Origin of the sequence: Lactococcus ileimucosae, assembly GCF_943193185.1 — a bacterium.
GTDB classification, from domain to species: domain Bacteria; phylum Bacillota; class Bacilli; order Lactobacillales; family Streptococcaceae; genus Lactococcus; species Lactococcus ileimucosae.
Genome location: NZ_CALPDE010000009.1, coordinates 28,851 through 47,405, shown reverse-complemented (window position 1 = coordinate 47,405; position 18,555 = coordinate 28,851). Strand labels below are relative to the sequence as shown.

Here is an 18,555-nt window from a genome sequence, read left to right as displayed (position 1 = left end):
TGAAAGGTTTTGAGTGATTTTTTGTAAGTAAAGAGACTTGAAATTTCCTTGCTTTTCCTGTAAAATGATAGAGTTGTCAGTGCCGTCTGTAGTGTAATGGATATCACGCAAGATTCCGGTTCTTGCGATGGGGGTTCGATTCCCTCCAGACGGATAAATTTTTTATGTTAAGCACTGTAAAACATTGTGAGGGGCACAATGTTTTTTACATTACGTTCTTCTTTTTGTCATAGAAGAACGGTGTAAATTTCAAGATAGAAAATATTTTTTATCTGATGCATCAGTGAAAAACATAGACTACAAATAGAAGATTGAGGGAAATATGGAAATTCAATTCTTAGGGACAGGTGCAGGTCAGCCTTCAAGAACCAGAAAAACCCAAGCTATTGCTTTGAAAATGCTGGATGAGCGAAATGAAATATGGCTTTTTGACTGTGGAGAAGCTACGCAACACCAGATCTTAGAAACATCAATAAGACCGAGGAAAATTACAAAAATATTTATTACTCATTTGCATGGGGATCATATTTTTGGTTTACCTGGATTTCTCTCCAGTCGTTCTTTTCAAGGATCAAGTAAGGATGAGGAGCATACGCATTTAGATTTATATGGTCCGAAAGGCTTGAAGGACTTTGTGATGACCGCTTTGCGCGTATCTGGTACACGTCTTGGCTATAGGATAAATTTTTATGAGCTTGATGAGGCAGGGAAAATCTTCGAAGATGATACTTTTGAAGTTTATGCAGATATTTTGGACCATACGATTTTTTGTTTAGGTTATCGTGTAGTGGAAAAAGACCGTGTAGGGGAGCTTGATGCTGAAGCTTTGAAAGCAGACGGCTTGCCTTTTGGCCCGCTCTTTGGCAAAATTAAGAAGGGTGAAACGGTGGAGCACGAAGGAAAGCTGTTTCGACCAGAGGATTATATCGGAGCAGATAAACGTGGAAAAATAGTGACGATACTGGGGGACACACGGCGTACCCCAAGTGCAGTGAGACTTGCTGCTGGTGCAGATCTCTTAGTTCACGAGGCGACTTATGAAGCAAAAGAGGCAAAAATGGCGCGACGCCATGGACACTCTACAGCAAAACAGGCAGCTGATGTTGCAAGAGAGGCAGGCGTCAATCGCTTGATATTAACACATATCAGTGCGCGTTATGTTGGTCCCTTGGTTGCGCAGCTTGCGCAAGAGGCCAGAGCTGTTCACGAAAATTCCTATGTGGCAAAAGATTTTTATGAAGAAAAAATTGACTAGAAGAAATATCGTCATCACTGGAGCTAGCGGAGATATTGCCCAAGAGCTCATTCGACGTTTACAGGATGATAATCTTATCTTGATGAGCCGTTCCCTTCCTTACCCAGAAATCCCTGAAAGAGTAGATATTCTTATCAACAATGCGGGTTTTGGTGAGTTTGAAGAACTGGAAAATCTTTCGGATGAGCAGATTGAGGAGATGTTTAAGGTCAATACACTGGACTTGATTAAACTGACACGTGACTTGCAGCCCCAAACACAAGTCATCAATATTGCTTCGATGGCGGGAAAGTTACCTACAGCTAAGGCGACGGTATATGCGGCCTCAAAAGCAGCAGTTCTGGCTTTTTCAGATGCCTTACGCTTAGAGAAGCCAGAATTGATTGTTACAACAGTTAATACTGGACCAGTCCGGACAAAGTTTCATAAGGACAATAGGGCTTATCTTGAAAAGGTAGGCAAAAATGCAATCAGTCCGACATATGTTGCTTCTAAAATTGAAAAGACACTTGGTAAAAGAAAAAGGGAAATAAATCTCCCTGTTCAGCTTGCTGCCGTTGCAAAGCTACGTGCGCTTTTTCCAGAGGTTATTGACTATGTAGGTAGAAAATTTTTCAATTACAAATAAGTTTCTAAAAAAAATAGTTGCAGATGAAGTGGAGGAAACTTGATTAAATCAAAATATATATGGCATATCACTGAGTCGGAGCTGCCGGATGCGTTTCTTAAGTTAAGTAAAAAGTATAAATTAGACAGGCTGGCAGCACAAATCTTATGGCAACGGGGCATAAAAGAAGAAAAGGAAGTCAAATCCTTTTTGAACCCAGACCTTCAAGACTTGCATGACCCTTTCTTATTGCATGACATGGATAAGGCGGTAAAGAGAATACTTATGGCCATTGAAAGCGGTCAGAATATCTTAGTCTATGGAGATTATGATGCGGATGGTATGACAGCCAGTGCCGTGATGAAGACAGCCTTGGATGAATTAGGCGCGGAAGTTCAAGTTTATTTACCTAATCGTTTCACAGATGGTTATGGTCCGAACATTGATGTTTATAAGTATTTTATCCAAAACGAAGGCATTGATTTGATTATCACTGTGGATAATGGTGTCGCCGGACATGAAGCTATTTCTTATGCGCAAAGTCAAGGGATAGATGTCATCGTGACAGATCACCACAGTATGCCAGAAGAATTACCTGCCGCTTACGCTATTGTACACCCAGAGCATCCTGAATCAGAATATCCTTTTAAGCATTTAGCGGGTGTTGGTGTGGCTTTTAAGATAGCGACAGCTCTCCTAGACTATATCCCAGCGGATATGTTGGATTTAGTGGCTATAGGAACTATTGCTGACATGGTCAGTCTTACAGATGAGAATAGAATTTTAGTCAGCCAAGGACTTAAGGTATTAGCAAATACAGAACGTGCGGGATTACTGGAGCTGATGAAGCTTTCAGAAACAGACTTTGAACAGATAAATGAGGAAACAATTGGCTTTCAAATTGCGCCTCGTCTTAACACGCTTGGACGACTGGCTGATCCCAATCCAGCGATTGAATTGCTGACAGGGTGGGATGAAGAAATGGCAGCAGATATTGCGCAGATGATTGATGAGAAAAACAAGGAACGTAAAGCCATTGTTGAGAATATTTTCAATCAAGCGATAACCATGATGACAGACGAGCCTGTACAAATTCTTTATCATAAGGATTGGCACAAGGGAGTGCTGGGCATTGTTGCTGGACGTCTTCTTAACCAATTTCACAAACCAGTGCTTCTTTTAGCTGAAGAAGAGGGCATCCTTCGAGGTTCTGCGCGCTCTACTGAAAATTATAATATTTTTGAGGCTTTAGATGCGCATCGAGACTTATTTATTGCTTTTGGAGGGCATAAACAAGCAGCTGGCATGACTTTTTCTCTAGAGAATCTTGAGGCGATTAAGCAAGTGATGCTTGATTTTATTGAGGAAAACGATATTGATATGTCAAGGAAGAGCACACTTGGAGTTCAGGGGAAACTTCAGTTTGAACAAATAAGTTTGGAAACGATTCATAGCTTGTCTAAGCTCGCTCCCTATGGTATGGACAACCCGAAACCTTATTTTCTTATTGAGAACTATAAAGTTGAGCAAGCGCGCAGCATGGGTAAAGACAACAGTCATTTGAAGCTAAAGTTAAACCAAAACGGGCAGATGTTAGATGCTGTTTATTTTGGGCACGGTTCTGAAAGTTTGGAGTTTGAACAAAGTGATACAGAACTTGTGGCGAGCTTGTCAAGCAATACCTGGAATGGCACAACAGCGGTTCAGCTCATGGTTGAAGATGCTAGAGTGAATGGTATAGAGCTTCTAGATATACGAAGCCGACAAATTGAATTGCCTCAAAATACAGTACGTTTTGTCCATAATGAAGTGAAAAATGGTACAATGGAAGAAGTGCTTATTATTGAGGAAGCCCCAACGAACAAGCTTGCCTTATCTGTTTTGGCTAAATTAATACATGAGCAGGATTTTGCATTGATTTATTTTAAAAATAACATCAAGAAAAATTATTATTTGACAGGAGCAGGGACCCGTGAACAGTTTGCCCGCTTCTACAAAACAATTTATCAGTATCCGGAATTTGATGTGCGCTTTAAATTGAAAAACTTGGCGAACTATTTAAAAATACCAGAAATCTTGTTAGTAAAAATGATTCAAATCTTTGAAGAATTGAACTTTGTAACGATTGAAGACGGTCTGATGACTGTGAACAAAGCAGCGGAAAAACGGGATATATCTGAGAGTGGCATTTATCAAGAACTTCAAGAAATTGTGAAATTTCAAGAGCTTTTTGCCTTATCGCCGGTCAAAGAAATCTATAAAAAATTAAAAGAGGAAAATGCAGATGCAACTTAAAGATTACATTGCAACGATTGAAAATTATCCAACTGAAGGTATCATTTTTCGCGATATCTCACCACTTATGGCTGATGGCAATGCCTACAACTATGCAGTGACAGAAATTGTACAGTATGCACGTGATAAAGAAATCGACGTGATTGTTGGACCAGAAGCGCGTGGTTTTATCGTTGGCTGCCCAGTTGCTTTCGCACTTGGTGTAGGATTTGCTCCTGTTCGTAAACCAGGAAAGTTACCGCGCGAGGTTATCTCAGCAGATTATGAAAAAGAATATGGGACAGATACTTTGACGATGCACGCAGACTCTATTAAGCCAGGGCAACGTGTTTTGATTGTTGATGATCTACTGGCAACAGGTGGGACGGTAAAAGCAACTATTGAGATGGTTGAACGTCTTGGAGGTATCGTTGTAGGCTGTGCTTTCTTTATCGAACTGGATGCACTCAAAGGACGTGAAAAACTTGGTGATTATGATTACAAAGTTTTGATGCATTACTAAAAAGTTACTTAAAGACGGTTTTGGCTATACTTTCAATGCTATTTTAATGTTGACTAAAACCTGCACATGATGAACCGCGTTAAATCCGTTTACATATTGACAATGGAGCGAATTTAATATAATATAGAAAAAGAAAATCTGAAAGAGAGCACAAAAAGTTTGAAAATTGAAGCATTAGAAGGACAAAAAATTGAAGAACTTTCAATGATTGAAGTTGCTCATGCAATTTTGGAACAAAACGGTGAAGAAATGGCTTTTGCTGAAATTTTGAATACAGTTCAAGATTACTTGAAGAAGTCTGATGATGAAATTAAAGCCACGATTGCACGCTTTTATACAGAAATGAATACAGATGGAAGTTTCATTCCACTAGGAAATAATGTTTGGGGCCTTCGCTCATGGTATGCTATCGATGAAATCGATGAGGAAGTAATTGCTCTTGATGAAATCGAGGACGAAGAAGAAAAAACAACGAAAAAACGGACAAAAGTCAATGCATTTGGTATCGAAGACGAAGTGGATCCTGAAGACGAACACATTGATAAGGGCAACGAGACGGATGACCTAACTTATGACGATGAAAATCCAGACGACGAAAAAGACGAAGTTCATGCCTATGATGCTGAGCTTGCGGAAGTGGAACTGGACAATGTGGATGAAGACGTTGAACTCGATGAAGAGGACGACGATGACGACGACAGTGACTCAGAAGAGAGCTAAAATCTAAAAGAGTGAGGTCCCCGACCTCGCTTTTGTAAATATTACCTAACAAACTTGCGCTTTATCTTATCTTTGACAGAACAAGCGTGATAAGGAGGATTAACCTTGGTAGATAAAGACACGGAGAAGTTTTCGCGAGAGAGTTTCAAAGAAAAAATCTTGCGTGAACTTGAAGAAGGAAATCGAGCAAATACGGATGGAACCTTTGAAAACTATGCGCGTAAATCTAACAAAGAGCTTTCTTCATCTCATAGTAGACGTTCTCGGCGAGAACTGACTGACTTTTCAAATTTTAAACGTCCAACGACATTTAAGCTAACGGAAGAACTTGATAATCGTCAACCAAACAGTAAGAGAGAAACTTCGGAAGTTTTAGAAGGACCTGACAATACAGTTTCTGAAAGTGCTGTATCAAGAGAGGAACCTGACTTTGCAACGGTTCGAGCACAGATGCTTCAGTCCATGCGTGCGCAAGCTTCTCCAGAACTTGAGCCTCAAGCTAAGGGGGCTGGATATGATAGTCCCTCATCTGAGCCAGCTGAAGGCATTGTTTCTAACGAAACAAAAGATAGCCCAAAGCTTCCAAAAACTCCAGAGTCATCTGAAAGTAGAGTTTCTGAAAAAACTGTATCAGGAGCAGAACCTAACTTTGAGACAGTTCGAGCACAGATGCTTCAGTCCATGCATTCAGAGTCTGAAGGTCAGGTAAAGGTACCTAGATATGGAGGTTCTTTATCTGAAATATCTGAAGGACTTGCTGTGCATGAAATAAAAGATAAGGTAGAGAAGTCAAAAGTTTCCGAAGCATCGGAGAGCATAGCTTCTGAAAATCCTGTATCGGGAGTGAGCTCTGACTTTGCAACAGTTCGAGCACAGATGCCTCAGTCAATAAATGGGCAAAGTTATTCAGAACGTGACAGTCAGCCAAAAGGGACAGGTGCTGCTTCGTCAGAAGAGTCAGGAGTGGGAGCGCCGATAGAGGAGATGCAAAGCAAGCGAAGAAGTCGCCGAGCCAAAGCAGAGAGTTCCGAGAGAGCAACCAAAAAGTCGAAGCAATCAAAAACTCCGAAGAAAGTTTCTTCTGGTAAGATTATTGCAATCATCGTAGCAGTTTTAGTTTTAGCGGCTGCGGGAACAGGCTTTTATGGGTATAACTTTATCAAAGAAGGGGTGCAACCTCTGAATGCAGCAGAGACAACGAAGCGACCTGTTAATATTCCTGCGGGAGCGAGCAGCAAACAAATTGGTGACATCTTACAAAAAGAAGGCATTATTAAAAATGGAATGATTTTCCAGTATTATACGAAGTTTAAAAATTTCAGCGGTTTCAAGAGTGGCTATTACAATCTTTCGCCAAGTATGAGTTTATCCGAAATCGCCAGTCTTCTAGAACAAGGTGGGACGGAACATCCTGTTGAACCAACTTTGGGGAAAATCTTGATTCCAGAAGGTTATACATTGGAGCAAATTGCACAAGCTGTTACTGTCAATTCAGACAGCAAAGATGAGAAAACTCCTTTTAGCAAAGAGGACTTCATGAAGGTGGTTCAAGATCAAGCTTTCATCGAAAAAATGAAAAAAGAGTTTCCGAAACTTCTTGCCAGCTTACCAGCAAAAGACAGTGGTGTGAAATATCAGCTCGAAGGTTATCTCTTCCCAGCGACTTATGAATATACGAAGAAAACAACTGTTGAAAGTCTGATTCAGACAATGCTTTCATCAATGAATACTCAACTTGAACCACTTTATGATAAAATGGAAGCTGCTGGTCTTTCGGTTAATGAAACACTGAGTTTAGCAGCTATCGTTGAAAAGGAAGCAAGGAGTGATGATGACCGTCGCAATGTGGCGCAAGTCTTCTTTAACCGCAGAGATTTGGGAATGACCTTAGATTCCAATACAGGTATCTTCTATGCTGAAGGAAAACTTGGTAAGGATACATCACTTGATCAACAAGCTGCGATTAATACACAATTAGATTCGCCATTTAATACATACTTGTACCCTGGCTTTGGTCCTGGACCAATCGTCAGTCCAAGCTTGTCGGCAATCAAAGCAGTATTAAACCCGACTGCAAATGACTATCTCTATTTTGTTGCAGATACAGAAGGGAAGATTTATTTTGCTCAAACACTTGAAGAGCAAAATATAAATGTTCAAAAGTATGTCAATGACGCGATTGCAGCGGGTAACTAATTAACTTAAAAAAGGATAAAAAAATGGTAGAAAAAACTTTCCCTATGACCAAAGAAGGTCTGGAAAAACTCGAACAAGAATTAGATAATCTTAAATTGGTAAAACGTCCAGAAGTTGTTGAGCGTATCAAAGTCGCGCGCAGCTATGGAGACCTCTCAGAAAATTCAGAATATGAAGCAGCAAAAGATGAGCAAGCATTTATTGAGGGACGTATTTCTACAGTGGAAACAATGATTCGTTACGCTGAAATCGTAGACAACGCCAATATCGATAAAAATGAAGTTGCACTCGGTAAGGCTGTCGTTTTCCAAGAAGTAGGTGATGACGAAGAGGAAGAATATCAAATTGTTGGTACTGCTGAAGCAGACCCGTTTGCAGGAAAAATTTCAAATGAGTCACCAATCGCTCAAGCTTTAATTGGCCGTAAAGTAGGCGATGTTGTAAACATTCCACTGCCTATGGGTGAAATTGAAGTCAAGATTGTGGATGTAAAATAAAAACTTATCTCTACAGGGAAGCTGAAAAATATTTTACAGCTTTTCTTAAATGCAATAAGCTGTTTGAGCGTAAGTGAAGGATGCTTATATTTTGTATAAAAAGTCGAGAAAGATGATTTTCTCGACTTTTTCATCAGTCCTTTGAGGATACTTTTGTTTTATTAAGGAAGCTCCAACCACTATTTTTGGTAAAAAAGTAAAAAATTCGGTATAATAGTCAATAAAGGTCAAAGATTGGAGGTTCTATGTCTGCTCAAAATACTTCAGATATTATCGAAGCTTATTTGCGAAAGCTGCTGGAAGAAGCACGTGAGATTGAGATTAAGCGTGCAGATTTAGCCAGCCAATTTGATGTGGTGCCTTCGCAAATTAACTATGTTATTAAAACCCGCTTCACACCGTCAAAAGGTTTTGATGTAGAGTCAAAACGGGGTGGCGGTGGATATATAAAAATATTTAAATATCATTATTCAGCAAAACACGAGTTTCTGCTTGATTTGATTCAGAAGTTGCCAGACAATTTGACAGAGAGTATGGCTCAAGATGTCTTGCAACTCTTATTTGATGAAAATATTTTGACTGAACGAGAAGGAAATCTTCTCCTATTGCTTCTGGTTGATAGTGATATTTCTAACAGTTGCAGAGCAAAAATGATGATAAAAATACTACAGAGATTGGATCGAGATGATGAAATTGAATGAAAAGGACTTTACACCGCAAGTCTTGCGTGTACTTCAGAAGTCTATTGACTATGCGTATAAGTTTAACTATGCCTGGGTGGAAAGTTCGCACCTCTTGGCAGCATTGGCTGAAGTTCCCTCTTCATTGGCATTTACCCTGCTAAATTCTGAGCAACTTGATTTAGAAGAAATGTTAATTGACATTGAGGACTTCTCAAGTCAAGTCAAGACAAAAAAATCAGAAATAAAATTCAGCCCAAGAGTGGAAAATATTATTGAGCAAGCAAAAGTTTTAGCGCAAAACAACGATAAAAATCGTGTAGGAACAGAACATCTTTTGTACATGGTACTGGCTAACGAAGCGAGCTTTGCGGCGCAACTTTTACGGGAACAAAATATCAATACTGCAAATCTCCGAAAAAAACTAGAACAGAAAGCATATTTACGTGTTCCAGAACGTCGGAAAGCTGTAACACCGGCCTCAAAGAGAAATCTCTCAGGGAAAGTTTCAGAGACTACGACAACGCCTACATTGGATACGGTATCCACAGATTTGACCAAAGCTGCTCGTGAAGGAAAGCTTGATCCCATGATAGGAAGAACGCGTGAAGTGGAGCGCCTTATCCATATTTTGAGTCGCCGCACTAAAAATAACCCTGTCTTAGTCGGAGAGCCAGGTGTAGGTAAATCTGCGATTATTGAAGGCTTTGCAACACGTGTGGTGCAGGGGGATGTGCCTGCAGACCTACGTGGCAGTCGAATTATGGCTTTAAATATGGCTATGGTTGTTGCTGGTACAAAGTTCCGCGGTGAATTTGAAGACCGTTTAACAGCTATTGTGGATGAAGTGACCCATGATAAGAATGTTATTGTATTTATTGATGAACTCCATACAATCATCGGAGCTGGTGGGGGGATGGACTCAGTAAATGATGCTTCGAATATTCTGAAACCCGCACTCGCGCGCGGAGAATTTCAACTTATTGGAGCAACGACTTATCAGGAATACCAGAAATATATTGAAAAAGACGAAGCTCTGGAACGCCGCTTTGCGCGTATAAATGTTGAAGAACCGTCAGAAGACGAGACGATTGCCATCTTACAGGGGCTGAAAGAAAAATTTGAAGTTTATCATACAGTCAAGTTTGAAGACGGAGCATTAGAGCGGGCAGTAAGTCTGAGTAATCGGTACATGCCAAGTCGTCGTTTGCCAGACAAAGCCATTGATCTTCTTGATGAAGCTGCGGCGAAAGTCAAGATAACGCGTAAGACAAAGCATAATAAATTAGATGAATTAAAAGCGGAGCTGAAAAAAGAAGAAAGCAAGTTACAAGCTGCGGTTGTGTCTCTTGATATCCTCGAAGCACAAAAAATTGAAAAAAACACTCAGAAATTAGTCAGCAAGATTGATAATTTTCCGCTATCAGAAGAAGATATTCCCCGCGTTCAAGAAAGCGATGTTTATGCTGTTGTTTCAAATCTTACAGGAATTCCTCTACAACAAATGACGAAAACAGAGAGTGAGCGTTTGATTAATCTTGAAAAAGAGTTACACAAGCGGGTTGTGGGACAAGAAGAAGCCATAACAGCGGTATCTCGCGCGATTCGGCGGGCACGATCAGGTATTGCTGATACGAGACGTCCTCTGGGGTCATTTATGTTCCTCGGTCCTACAGGTGTCGGTAAAACAGAGCTTGCCAAGGCCTTGGCTGAGAGTGTCTTTGGCAGTGAAGAAAACATGATTCGTGTGGACATGAGTGAATTTATGGAAAAATTTTCCACTTCACGTTTGATTGGAGCTCCTCCAGGATATGTGGGATACGATGAAGGAGGACAGCTCACAGAGCAGGTGCGTAATAAACCTTACTCGGTTATTTTACTTGATGAAATCGAAAAAGCCCATCCAGATATTTTCAACATTATGCTACAAATTTTGGATGATGGTTTTGTTACAGATACCAAAGGGCGCAAGGTTGATTTTCGTAATACAATTATTATCATGACCTCCAATCTTGGAGCAACAGCACTTCGTGATGATAAAACAGTTGGTTTTGGTGCGAAAGCAATCGTAAAAGATTATACAGCTATGAAGGCTAGAATTATGGAAGAACTAAAGAAACACTATCGCCCTGAATTCTTAAATCGTATAGATGAAACTATTGTTTTCCATTCTCTCACGGAGAAAGAAATTGAACAAGTTGTGAAAATCATGAGTAAGTCACTTGTTTCACGCTTAAAAGAGCAAGATATTAAGGTGAGGTTTACACCAGCTGCCTTAAAAGTTATTGCAGACAAAGGCTTTGATCCTGAATATGGTGCACGCCCACTGCGTAAGGCTCTTCAACGAGAAGTTGAAGACCTTCTGAGTGAGCAACTACTCACCGGAGAAATTCAGCCGGGGAACACAGTGTCTATAGGTTCTTCTAATAAAAAAATTAGAATACAGGTTATCGATTGACTTGAAAGCGATTATATATTATAATTAAATTAGAAATAAAGAAAGGACGGTTCTTAAGACTTGACTGTCCCGCAAATGCAAAAACAGTGAAGATTCAGCAAAAGAACCGTTAAGGTAAACTCTATGATCAAATATAATATCCGTGGTGAAAATTTTGAATTAACAGATTCAATCCGCTCATATGTTGAAGATAAGGTTGGGAAACTTGAAAAATATTTCAACGATGGTCATGAAGTGACAGCCTATGTAAACCTCAAAGTATACTCAGATAAACGTTATAAAGCAGAAGTTACTGTTCCAGCTAAAAATGTAACTCTACGTGCAGAAGATACAGCAACTGATATGTATGCAGCTATTGACTTTGTTGAGGAAAAATTAGAACGTCAAATTCGTAAATACAAGACACGTGTAAATCGCAAGTCTAAAATCAATGTTCCTACAGGTCAAGCTTTTGGTGATGAGTTTGCTCCACTTGAAGAAATTGAAGAAGTGAACGAAGAACAAGTAAAGATTGTACGTACAAAGCATGTTTCCCTCAAACCTATGGATTCAGAAGAAGCGGTTTTGCAAATGGACATGTTAGGACATGATTTCTATATCTTTACAGATGCTGACACAGACAGCACGAGTGTCGTTTACCGTCGTGCAGATGGAAATATTGGTTTGATTGAAACAAACTAATCTTAGAAGTGCAGAGACTGTATCGAGTTAAAAGTCAAGCCTCAGGCTTGGCTTTTTGTATATTGGCGGCCTTATATGATAAAATGAATTTTTTTCATATAAAAACTAATACAGATTGTCACAAAAAGCAAACTGTACTAGTAAAGAAAGTGCAATCATCCGCGTATATCGCTTGAATTTAGTAAACTGTATGATATAATGAAAGAGTAATCTGAAACAGAAAGACCAAAGGAGATTTTCGATATGAAAACAGAAACTAAAGAAATCTTTGAGCAAGCCTGGGAAGGTTTTAAAGGCTCCGACTGGCGCGATAAAGCGAGCGTTACACGTTTCGTTCAAGCCAACTATAAACCTTATGATGGGGACGAGAGTTTCCTCGAGGGTCCAACAGAACGTACGCTTAAAGTAAAAGATATCATTGAAACTACAAAAGCGCATTATGAAGAAGTGGGCTTCCCATTTGATACAGATCGTGTTTCTTCTATTCACAAAATCCCTGCAGGTTATGTAGACCCTGAAAATAAAGACCTTGAGTTAATTTATGGTATGCAAAACAGTGAGCTTTTCCGCCTCAACTTCATGCCAAAAGGTGGTCTTCGTGTAGCAGAAAAAATCTTGACAGAACATGGACTCAGTGTTGATCCTGAATTGCATGATATTTTGGATACAACAATGACTTCTGTAAATGATGGTATCTTCCGCGCTTATACATCAGCTATTCGTAAAGCGCGTCATGCACATACAGTAACTGGTTTGCCAGATGCCTATTCACGTGGACGTATCATCGGTGTTTACGCACGTCTTGCGCTTTATGGTGCAGACTACTTGATGAAAGAAAAAGCACGCGAGTGGGATGCAATCACTGAAATCAACGACGAAAACATTCGTCTTAAAGAAGAAATCAACATGCAATACCAAGCACTTGACCAAGTGGCTAAGTTTGGTGATCTTTACGGACTTGACGTTCGTCGTCCAGCCTTGAACACGAAAGAAGCTATCCAATGGATCAATATTGCTTACATGGCTGTATGTCGTGTAATCAACGGTGCGGCAACTTCACTTGGCCGTGTGCCAATCGTTCTTGATATCTTTGCTGAACGTGACCTTGAACGTGGTACATTCACAGAAAAAGAAATTCAAGAATTCGTTGATGATTTCGTGTTGAAACTTCGTACAATGAAATTCGCGCGTGCTGCTGCCTACGATGAACTTTACTCTGGTGACCCAACATTCATCACAACATCTATGGCTGGTATGGGTAATGACGGTCGTCACCGTGTTACAAAAATGGACTACCGTTTCCTTAACACATTGGATACTATCGGTAACGCTCCAGAACCAAACTTGACTGTTCTTTGGTCTGACAAATTGCCACATGCCTTCAAACGCTATGCAATGTCAATGTCTCATAAACACTCTTCTATCCAATATGAAGGTGTAGAAACAATGGCTAAAGAAGGATACGGCGAAATGTCATGTATCTCATGCTGTGTATCACCACTTGATCCAGAAAACGAAAACGAACGTCACAACCTCCAATACTTCGGAGCGCGTGTTAACGTTCTGAAAGCAATGCTTACTGGTTTGAACGGTGGATATGACGATGTTCATAAAGACTACAAAGTGTTCGACATCGAACCTGTAACTGACGAAATCCTTGACTACGATACAGTTATGGAAAACTTTGACAAATCATTGACTTGGTTGACAGATACTTATGTGGATGCGATGAACATCATTCACTATATGACGGATAAGTACAACTATGAAGCCGTTCAAATGGCCTTCTTGCCAACGCGCGTTCGCGCCAACATGGGCTTCGGTATCTGCGGTTTCGCCAATACAGTTGACTCACTTTCCGCAATCAAATATGCTAAAGTTAAAACAATTCGTGATGAAAACGGCTATATCTACGACTACGAAGTTGAAGGCGACTTCCCACGTTACGGTGAAGACGATGACCGTGTAGATGATATCGCTAAACTTTTGATGAAGATGTACTACGAAAAATTAGCTTCACACAAGCTTTACAAAAATGCTGAAGCTACAGTTTCACTCTTGACCATTACTTCAAACGTTGCTTACTCTAAACAAACAGGTAACTCACCCGTTCATAAAGGTGTATTCCTCAACGAAGATGGTTCAGTGAATAAGTCTAAAGTAGAATTCTTCTCACCAGGTGCTAACCCATCAAACAAATCACGTGGGGGATGGCTCCAAAACTTGAACTCACTGTCTAAGCTTGACTTTGCACATGCAAACGACGGTATCTCATTGACAACTCAAGTTTCACCACGCGCTCTTGGTAAAACACGTGACGAACAAGTAGAGAATCTGGTTCAAATTCTTGATGGCTACTTTACTCAAGGTGGTCAACACGTTAACCTTAACGTTATGGACCTCAAAGATGTCTACAGCAAGATTATGGCTGGTGAAGACGTTATTGTCCGTATCTCTGGTTACTGTGTAAACACTAAATACCTTACACCAGAACAAAAACAAGAATTGACTGAACGTGTCTTCCACGAAGTTCTTTCACAAGATGATAACGAAGTAATGCACACTTCTAATATTTAAAACAGTAAAAACAATTTATCTTTCAGATAAGTTGTTTTTTTATATTCTTTCTAAAATAAGCAGGTAGGAAATCGCTTTTACTAAAAAGTAGCTTCCTTGATTTTCCTGCTATAATTAGAGTCTAAAAATATCTAAAAATTGGACCTATAGAGCAATCTACATTTGATGAAATCAAAGTAAAAGCCCAGCCCTTTACTGATAAGCTTTTAGATGAAATGAAAAAAGTAGGAATTGAACACCCTGTAGTTAATTTGAAAATCCTTGATGAAAATAAAAATCAATTCAAAGGGAGTGAGCATCTAACAACTACATATCGACTGACCAAGTAAAGAATTATTAATAAAGTTTTATCTATGCTTGCATTTTTATATTCTCTAAACTGACAGATATACAAAGTACAAAAAACCAAGAGTTTAGGGGAATTCTTGGTTTTATCCTTAGATTTTGATTTTTTCTTCGGAAAAGTAGACAGGACGTTATCCGGTTCAAGTCTCTCCATAGAATCAGCAGCACAGGTTAACACTGTATGAGCTATGACTGAGAGCTTATATGGAGAGACAAATATAATTAAGAGGGATGTGAAATCCAGCTGAATAACCCTCGTTATCGACATACTGATATTCAGGAGAAGCTGTCTACTAAACCAATAGATAAATAGATAGAAAGGTTAACCTAGTACCGGAACGATAATTCTGCTATAATAAAGCTATGAATAAAGTAATCGGTTTGACAGGTGGAATAGCTTCTGGGAAATCAACAGTGGTTGATTTTTTGCGTTCTCAGGGTTATCCTATTATTGATGCAGATCAAGTAGTGCGAGAACTACAGGCACCTGGAGGGCTGCTCTATCAAGCAATCATGCAAGAGTTTGGTGGCACGTATTTTGATGAAAAAGGACTTTTGAACCGTCGGAAGTTAGGAGATTTAGTTTTTTCAGATGACGAAGCACGGGCAAAACTTGCAGATTTGCAAAATCACATCATTCGTCAAGAGATTTATGACAGACGTAAGGCGCTACTCCACAAAGATAAATCAGGGAAAGCCCTTTTTATGGATATTCCTTTGCTTATTGAGCAAGGTTATGATGGTTTTGATGAAATCTGGCTAGTAGCGGTGCCTGAGGAAGTCCAGATTGAACGTATAATGGCAAGAGATAAGATGACAGAAGCAGAAGCGAAAGCCCGTATTCGAGCTCAGATGCCTTTGTTAGAAAAGAAAAAATATGCGACACGCATTATTGACAGTTCGGGAAAAATTTCAGAAACAAATGAAAAAATTCGAGAACTTTTAAAAACGATAGAAATAGAAAAGAGGAAGTGACACGAGTAAGTCAGCAAAAAATAAAAATGTAAATTGGAAACAAAATTTATGGGTGACATGGATTGGATGTTTTATTGTGGGTTCATCTTTTTCTTTAGTGATGCCTTTTTTACCACTCTATATTCAAAGTTTAGGCGTCACTGGAGCCAATGTGGAGTTATTTTCTGGATTAGCCTTTGCTTCAACAGCTTTGGTATCCGGGCTGGTAGCTCCAATGTGGGGGAAACTTGCGGATAAATATGGCCGAAAACCGATGATGGTAAGAGCTTCTTTTGCGATGACCTTTACAATGTCTGCTATAGCTTTCTCACATCAGATGGGCGGTTATTGGTGGCTTCTCCTCATGCGGAGCCTCATGGGCTTCTTCTCTGGCTTTATCCCCAACTCAACGGCGATGATTGCCTCACAAGCACCGAAAGAACGCTCCGGTTATGCTCTGGGAATTTTATCCACTGCCATGATTACAGGAACTCTGATTGGTCCCTCTATCGGAGGTCTACTTGCGCAGTGGTTTGGAATGGCCAATGTCTTTCTTATCGTTGGTGCACTTTTAGCTTTGGCGACACTTTTGACAGTTTTCTTTGTTCATGAAAACTTTGAACCCGTGGCTAAAAGTGAAATGCTTTCTACAAAAGAAATTATCAGTCGTGTAGGGGACAAACATATCCTTTTTGGCTTGCTGATTACCAGCTTTATTATTCAAGTGACAACACAATCTATAGAGCCCTTTGTCACCTTGTATATCAAGACATTGACAACAAATACAAATAATTTGATGTTCATCTCTGGGCTCATCGTTTCAGCTGTCGGCCTTTCAGCCATGATGTCATCAAGTACTCTGGGAAAATTGGGAGACAAGTATGGCGCGCATCGTTTAATCTTGCTTGGCTTAGTTTTTAGCTTCGCCATGTATTTACCAATGGCTTTTGTACAGACGCCTTTACAGCTCGGTTTGCTGCGATTCATGCTTGGCTTTGGTACAGGAGCCCTTATGCCTTCCGTGAATTCACTTTTAGCAAAGATTACTCCAAAAGAAGGCGTTTCGCGGATTTTTGCTTACAATCAAATGTTCTCTAACTTTGGAGTAGTTGTAGGTCCGCTTCTTGGTTCAGCCATTGCGGGATGGGTTTCCTATCGGATGGCCTTTGTCGTAACAAGCCTCTTTGTCGTGCTTAATTTCTTCTGGTCCCTGATTAATTTCCGGAAATACTTAAGGAAACGGAGTATAGTAGAATGAGAGTGAAAATAACATTAGCTTGCACAATCTGTAAAAGTAAAAACTATATAAGCAGTAAAAATAGAAGCAGTCATCCAGGAAAGGTAGAAACAATGAAGTTTTGTCCAAAAGAGCGGATGGTAACGCTCCACCGTGAGATATAAACTTTAGACATCAAGTTTTACCCTTAACTTTTAAAATAATTGCACATCTCTAAAAATGATTCTGGAAAAATGTTATAATAAAAAATGTTAAAAATAATAGAAATGAAATGATAACCTAAAATGAAAGATGGATTGAAGAAAGCAAACTTCCTGAATTATTCTATTTTAATTCCTTATCTGATTATGTCAGCCATAGGACTTGTAATGGTTTTTTCAGCAACAGTTCCCTATCAGCTGGCGCGAGGACTTTCGCCTTATAGGATGGCGATCAGTCAGGGAGCTTTCATGCTCCTGAGTTTTATTGCCATTGCTGTTATTTATCGCATGAAGCTTCGTGCGCTTAAAAGTAGGAAAATGATTGGCTGGGTCCTTTTCCTGCTGATTGCATCCATGATTTATGCACGAGTTGGACCGGGAACGTATGCCAATGGAGCCCATGGCTGGATTCCGATTCCAGGAGTTGGTACCATTCAGCCTGCTGAATATGCAAAGTTTTTCGTGGTCTGGTATCTGGCTTCTGTTTTTTCAGAAAAACAAGAAGAAATTTATGAAAAAGATATTTCAGCTGTGTTCAAGGGCAAAACCATCTGGCAAAAGGTGTTTGGAGGCTGGCGTTTTTGGATATTTTTAATGCTGGGTATCTTGCTCTTAATGCCTGATATAGGTAATGCAACCATTATGGCTTTGATTACTGCTGTAATGGTTGCTTCTAGCGGCATTTCTTGGCGCTGGTTTAGTGGTTATGGAAAGATGCTGTTAACAGCATCAGTCGCGTTTATCGTTTATCTCTACGCAGTTGGGGGAGATGTTATACCAGGACACTATGTTAATGCTCGATTTAAAGCCATGGTTAACCCTTTTTCGGGTTTATCCACTTACGGGCATCAACTTGCTAATTCTTATTATGCTGTGAGCAATGGAGGCTGGTTTGGACGAGGTCTAGGTAATTCGATTGAAAAAAATGGTTATCTGCCAGAAGCTCATACAGATTTTATCTTTTCTATTGTCATTGAAGAGTTAGGCTTGATTGGGGGGATTATCGTTTTGGGTGTATTGTTCTTTATGATTGCACGCATCCTACAAGTCGGTATCCGCGCAAAAAATGCCTTTAATTCACTCATTTGTATTGGGATTGGCTCGACTCTTTTGATTTCAGTATTTATCAATATTGGTGGAGCTTTTGGAATCATTCCTGAAACAGGAGTAACTTTTCCTTTCTTGTCACAAGGTGGCTCTTCTTTCCTTGTCTTGTCGCTGGGAATTGCCTTTGTTCTAAATATTTCAGCAGATGAGAAGCGAAGAGAGGTAAGGGAACTTTCAAGTACATATGTCAGAAATACTTAATTTTAAGTGAAATGCTAAAGTCAAAAAAGCTAATAAAATTAGC

The 18,555-nt window shown here is 39.8% G+C and carries 15 protein-coding genes and 1 tRNA gene; all 16 read left to right on the top strand.

All coding sequences use genetic code 11. The features are described 5' to 3' along the window. Positions 1–82 precede the first annotated feature (82 nt). The 16 genes from NFR51_RS05430 to NFR51_RS05355 all read left to right on the top strand — a co-directional run bounded on the left by NFR51_RS05430 (position 83) and on the right by NFR51_RS05355 (position 18,512). A tRNA-Arg gene (locus NFR51_RS05430) sits at positions 83–154 on the top strand. A gap of 168 nt (positions 155–322) precedes the next feature. Then, positions 323–1,255 carry a ribonuclease Z gene (gene rnz, locus NFR51_RS05425; RefSeq protein ID WP_251712725.1) on the top strand — a complete coding sequence of 311 codons (933 nt, stop codon included), beginning with the start codon at positions 323–325 and terminating at the stop codon, positions 1,253–1,255. After that, the gene (locus NFR51_RS05420) at positions 1,236–1,883 is read left to right on the top strand and encodes an SDR family NAD(P)-dependent oxidoreductase (protein ID WP_251712724.1); all 648 of its coding nucleotides are present in this window, start codon (positions 1,236–1,238) and stop codon (positions 1,881–1,883) included. The genes rnz and NFR51_RS05420 overlap by 20 nt, the downstream gene beginning before the upstream one ends. Before the next feature lie 39 nt (positions 1,884–1,922). Further along, positions 1,923–4,157 carry a single-stranded-DNA-specific exonuclease RecJ gene (gene recJ / locus NFR51_RS05415; RefSeq protein ID WP_251712722.1) on the top strand — a complete coding sequence of 745 codons (2,235 nt, stop codon included), beginning with the start codon at positions 1,923–1,925 and terminating at the stop codon, positions 4,155–4,157. Beyond that, a complete protein-coding gene (locus NFR51_RS05410; protein ID WP_202230728.1) occupies positions 4,147–4,659 on the top strand; it encodes an adenine phosphoribosyltransferase in 513 nt (170 codons plus the stop codon). The genes recJ and NFR51_RS05410 overlap by 11 nt, the downstream gene beginning before the upstream one ends. A gap of 159 nt (positions 4,660–4,818) precedes the next feature. Beyond that, the gene (gene rpoE / locus NFR51_RS05405) at positions 4,819–5,379 is read left to right on the top strand and encodes a DNA-directed RNA polymerase subunit delta (RefSeq protein WP_251712720.1); all 561 of its coding nucleotides are present in this window, start codon (positions 4,819–4,821) and stop codon (positions 5,377–5,379) included. A 105-nt stretch (positions 5,380–5,484) separates the two neighbouring features. Continuing rightward, complete coding sequence (mltG, locus tag NFR51_RS05400) at positions 5,485–7,575, top strand: endolytic transglycosylase MltG (protein ID WP_251712718.1); 2,091 nt, start codon at positions 5,485–5,487, stop codon at positions 7,573–7,575. Between the two features lie 23 nt (positions 7,576–7,598). Continuing rightward, positions 7,599–8,072 carry a transcription elongation factor GreA gene (gene greA / locus NFR51_RS05395; RefSeq protein ID WP_202230724.1) on the top strand — a complete coding sequence of 158 codons (474 nt, stop codon included), beginning with the start codon at positions 7,599–7,601 and terminating at the stop codon, positions 8,070–8,072. Positions 8,073–8,317: 245 nt separating this feature from the next. Then, complete coding sequence (locus NFR51_RS05390) at positions 8,318–8,773, top strand: CtsR family transcriptional regulator (RefSeq protein ID WP_251712716.1); 456 nt, start codon at positions 8,318–8,320, stop codon at positions 8,771–8,773. After that, positions 8,760–11,210, top strand: coding sequence for an ATP-dependent Clp protease ATP-binding subunit (locus NFR51_RS05385; RefSeq protein WP_439108855.1), 2,451 nt, complete (start codon positions 8,760–8,762; stop codon positions 11,208–11,210). Before NFR51_RS05390 ends, NFR51_RS05385 begins: the two co-directional genes overlap by 14 nt. A gap of 123 nt (positions 11,211–11,333) precedes the next feature. Continuing rightward, positions 11,334–11,891 carry a ribosome hibernation-promoting factor, HPF/YfiA family gene (gene hpf, locus NFR51_RS05380; protein WP_251712712.1) on the top strand — a complete coding sequence of 186 codons (558 nt, stop codon included), beginning with the start codon at positions 11,334–11,336 and terminating at the stop codon, positions 11,889–11,891. Positions 11,892–12,134: 243 nt separating this feature from the next. Beyond that, entirely contained in the window at positions 12,135–14,468 is a 2,334-nt protein-coding gene (gene pflB / locus NFR51_RS05375; protein WP_251712710.1) for a formate C-acetyltransferase, read from the top strand. Positions 14,469–15,176: 708 nt separating this feature from the next. After that, on the top strand, positions 15,177–15,788 hold the full coding sequence (gene coaE / locus NFR51_RS05370) for a dephospho-CoA kinase (RefSeq protein ID WP_251712708.1): 612 nt from the start codon (positions 15,177–15,179) through the stop codon (positions 15,786–15,788). A 52-nt stretch (positions 15,789–15,840) separates the two neighbouring features. Continuing rightward, positions 15,841–17,025 (top strand): multidrug efflux MFS transporter, encoded by a 1,185-nt coding sequence (locus NFR51_RS05365; protein ID WP_277613154.1) that lies wholly within the window; start codon positions 15,841–15,843, stop codon positions 17,023–17,025. Further along, complete coding sequence (rpmG, locus tag NFR51_RS05360) at positions 17,022–17,168, top strand: 50S ribosomal protein L33 (RefSeq protein ID WP_251712706.1); 147 nt, start codon at positions 17,022–17,024, stop codon at positions 17,166–17,168. The genes NFR51_RS05365 and rpmG overlap by 4 nt, the downstream gene beginning before the upstream one ends. A 120-nt stretch (positions 17,169–17,288) precedes the next feature. Next, on the top strand, positions 17,289–18,512 hold the full coding sequence (locus tag NFR51_RS05355; protein WP_251712704.1) for an FtsW/RodA/SpoVE family cell cycle protein: 1,224 nt from the start codon (positions 17,289–17,291) through the stop codon (positions 18,510–18,512). Positions 18,513–18,555 lie beyond the last annotated feature (43 nt).

What these genes read in the sequence shown, in the direction of transcription:
- hpf (WP_251712712.1), top strand. Translation starts at nt 11,334, where the DNA reads ATGATCAAATATAATATCCGTGGTGAAAATTTTGAATTAACAGATTCA.
- NFR51_RS05355 (WP_251712704.1), top strand. Translation starts at nt 17,289, where the DNA reads ATGAAAGATGGATTGAAGAAAGCAAACTTCCTGAATTATTCTATTTTA.
- rnz (WP_251712725.1), top strand. Translation starts at nt 323, where the DNA reads ATGGAAATTCAATTCTTAGGGACAGGTGCAGGTCAGCCTTCAAGAACC.
- NFR51_RS05420 (WP_251712724.1), top strand. Translation starts at nt 1,236, where the DNA reads ATGAAGAAAAAATTGACTAGAAGAAATATCGTCATCACTGGAGCTAGC.
- rpmG (WP_251712706.1), top strand. Translation starts at nt 17,022, where the DNA reads ATGAGAGTGAAAATAACATTAGCTTGCACAATCTGTAAAAGTAAAAAC.
- coaE (WP_251712708.1), top strand. Translation starts at nt 15,177, where the DNA reads ATGAATAAAGTAATCGGTTTGACAGGTGGAATAGCTTCTGGGAAATCA.
- NFR51_RS05410 (WP_202230728.1), top strand. Translation starts at nt 4,147, where the DNA reads ATGCAACTTAAAGATTACATTGCAACGATTGAAAATTATCCAACTGAA.
- NFR51_RS05385 (WP_439108855.1), top strand. Translation starts at nt 8,760, where the DNA reads ATGAAATTGAATGAAAAGGACTTTACACCGCAAGTCTTGCGTGTACTT.
- NFR51_RS05390 (WP_251712716.1), top strand. Translation starts at nt 8,318, where the DNA reads ATGTCTGCTCAAAATACTTCAGATATTATCGAAGCTTATTTGCGAAAG.
- pflB (WP_251712710.1), top strand. Translation starts at nt 12,135, where the DNA reads ATGAAAACAGAAACTAAAGAAATCTTTGAGCAAGCCTGGGAAGGTTTT.
- greA (WP_202230724.1), top strand. Translation starts at nt 7,599, where the DNA reads ATGGTAGAAAAAACTTTCCCTATGACCAAAGAAGGTCTGGAAAAACTC.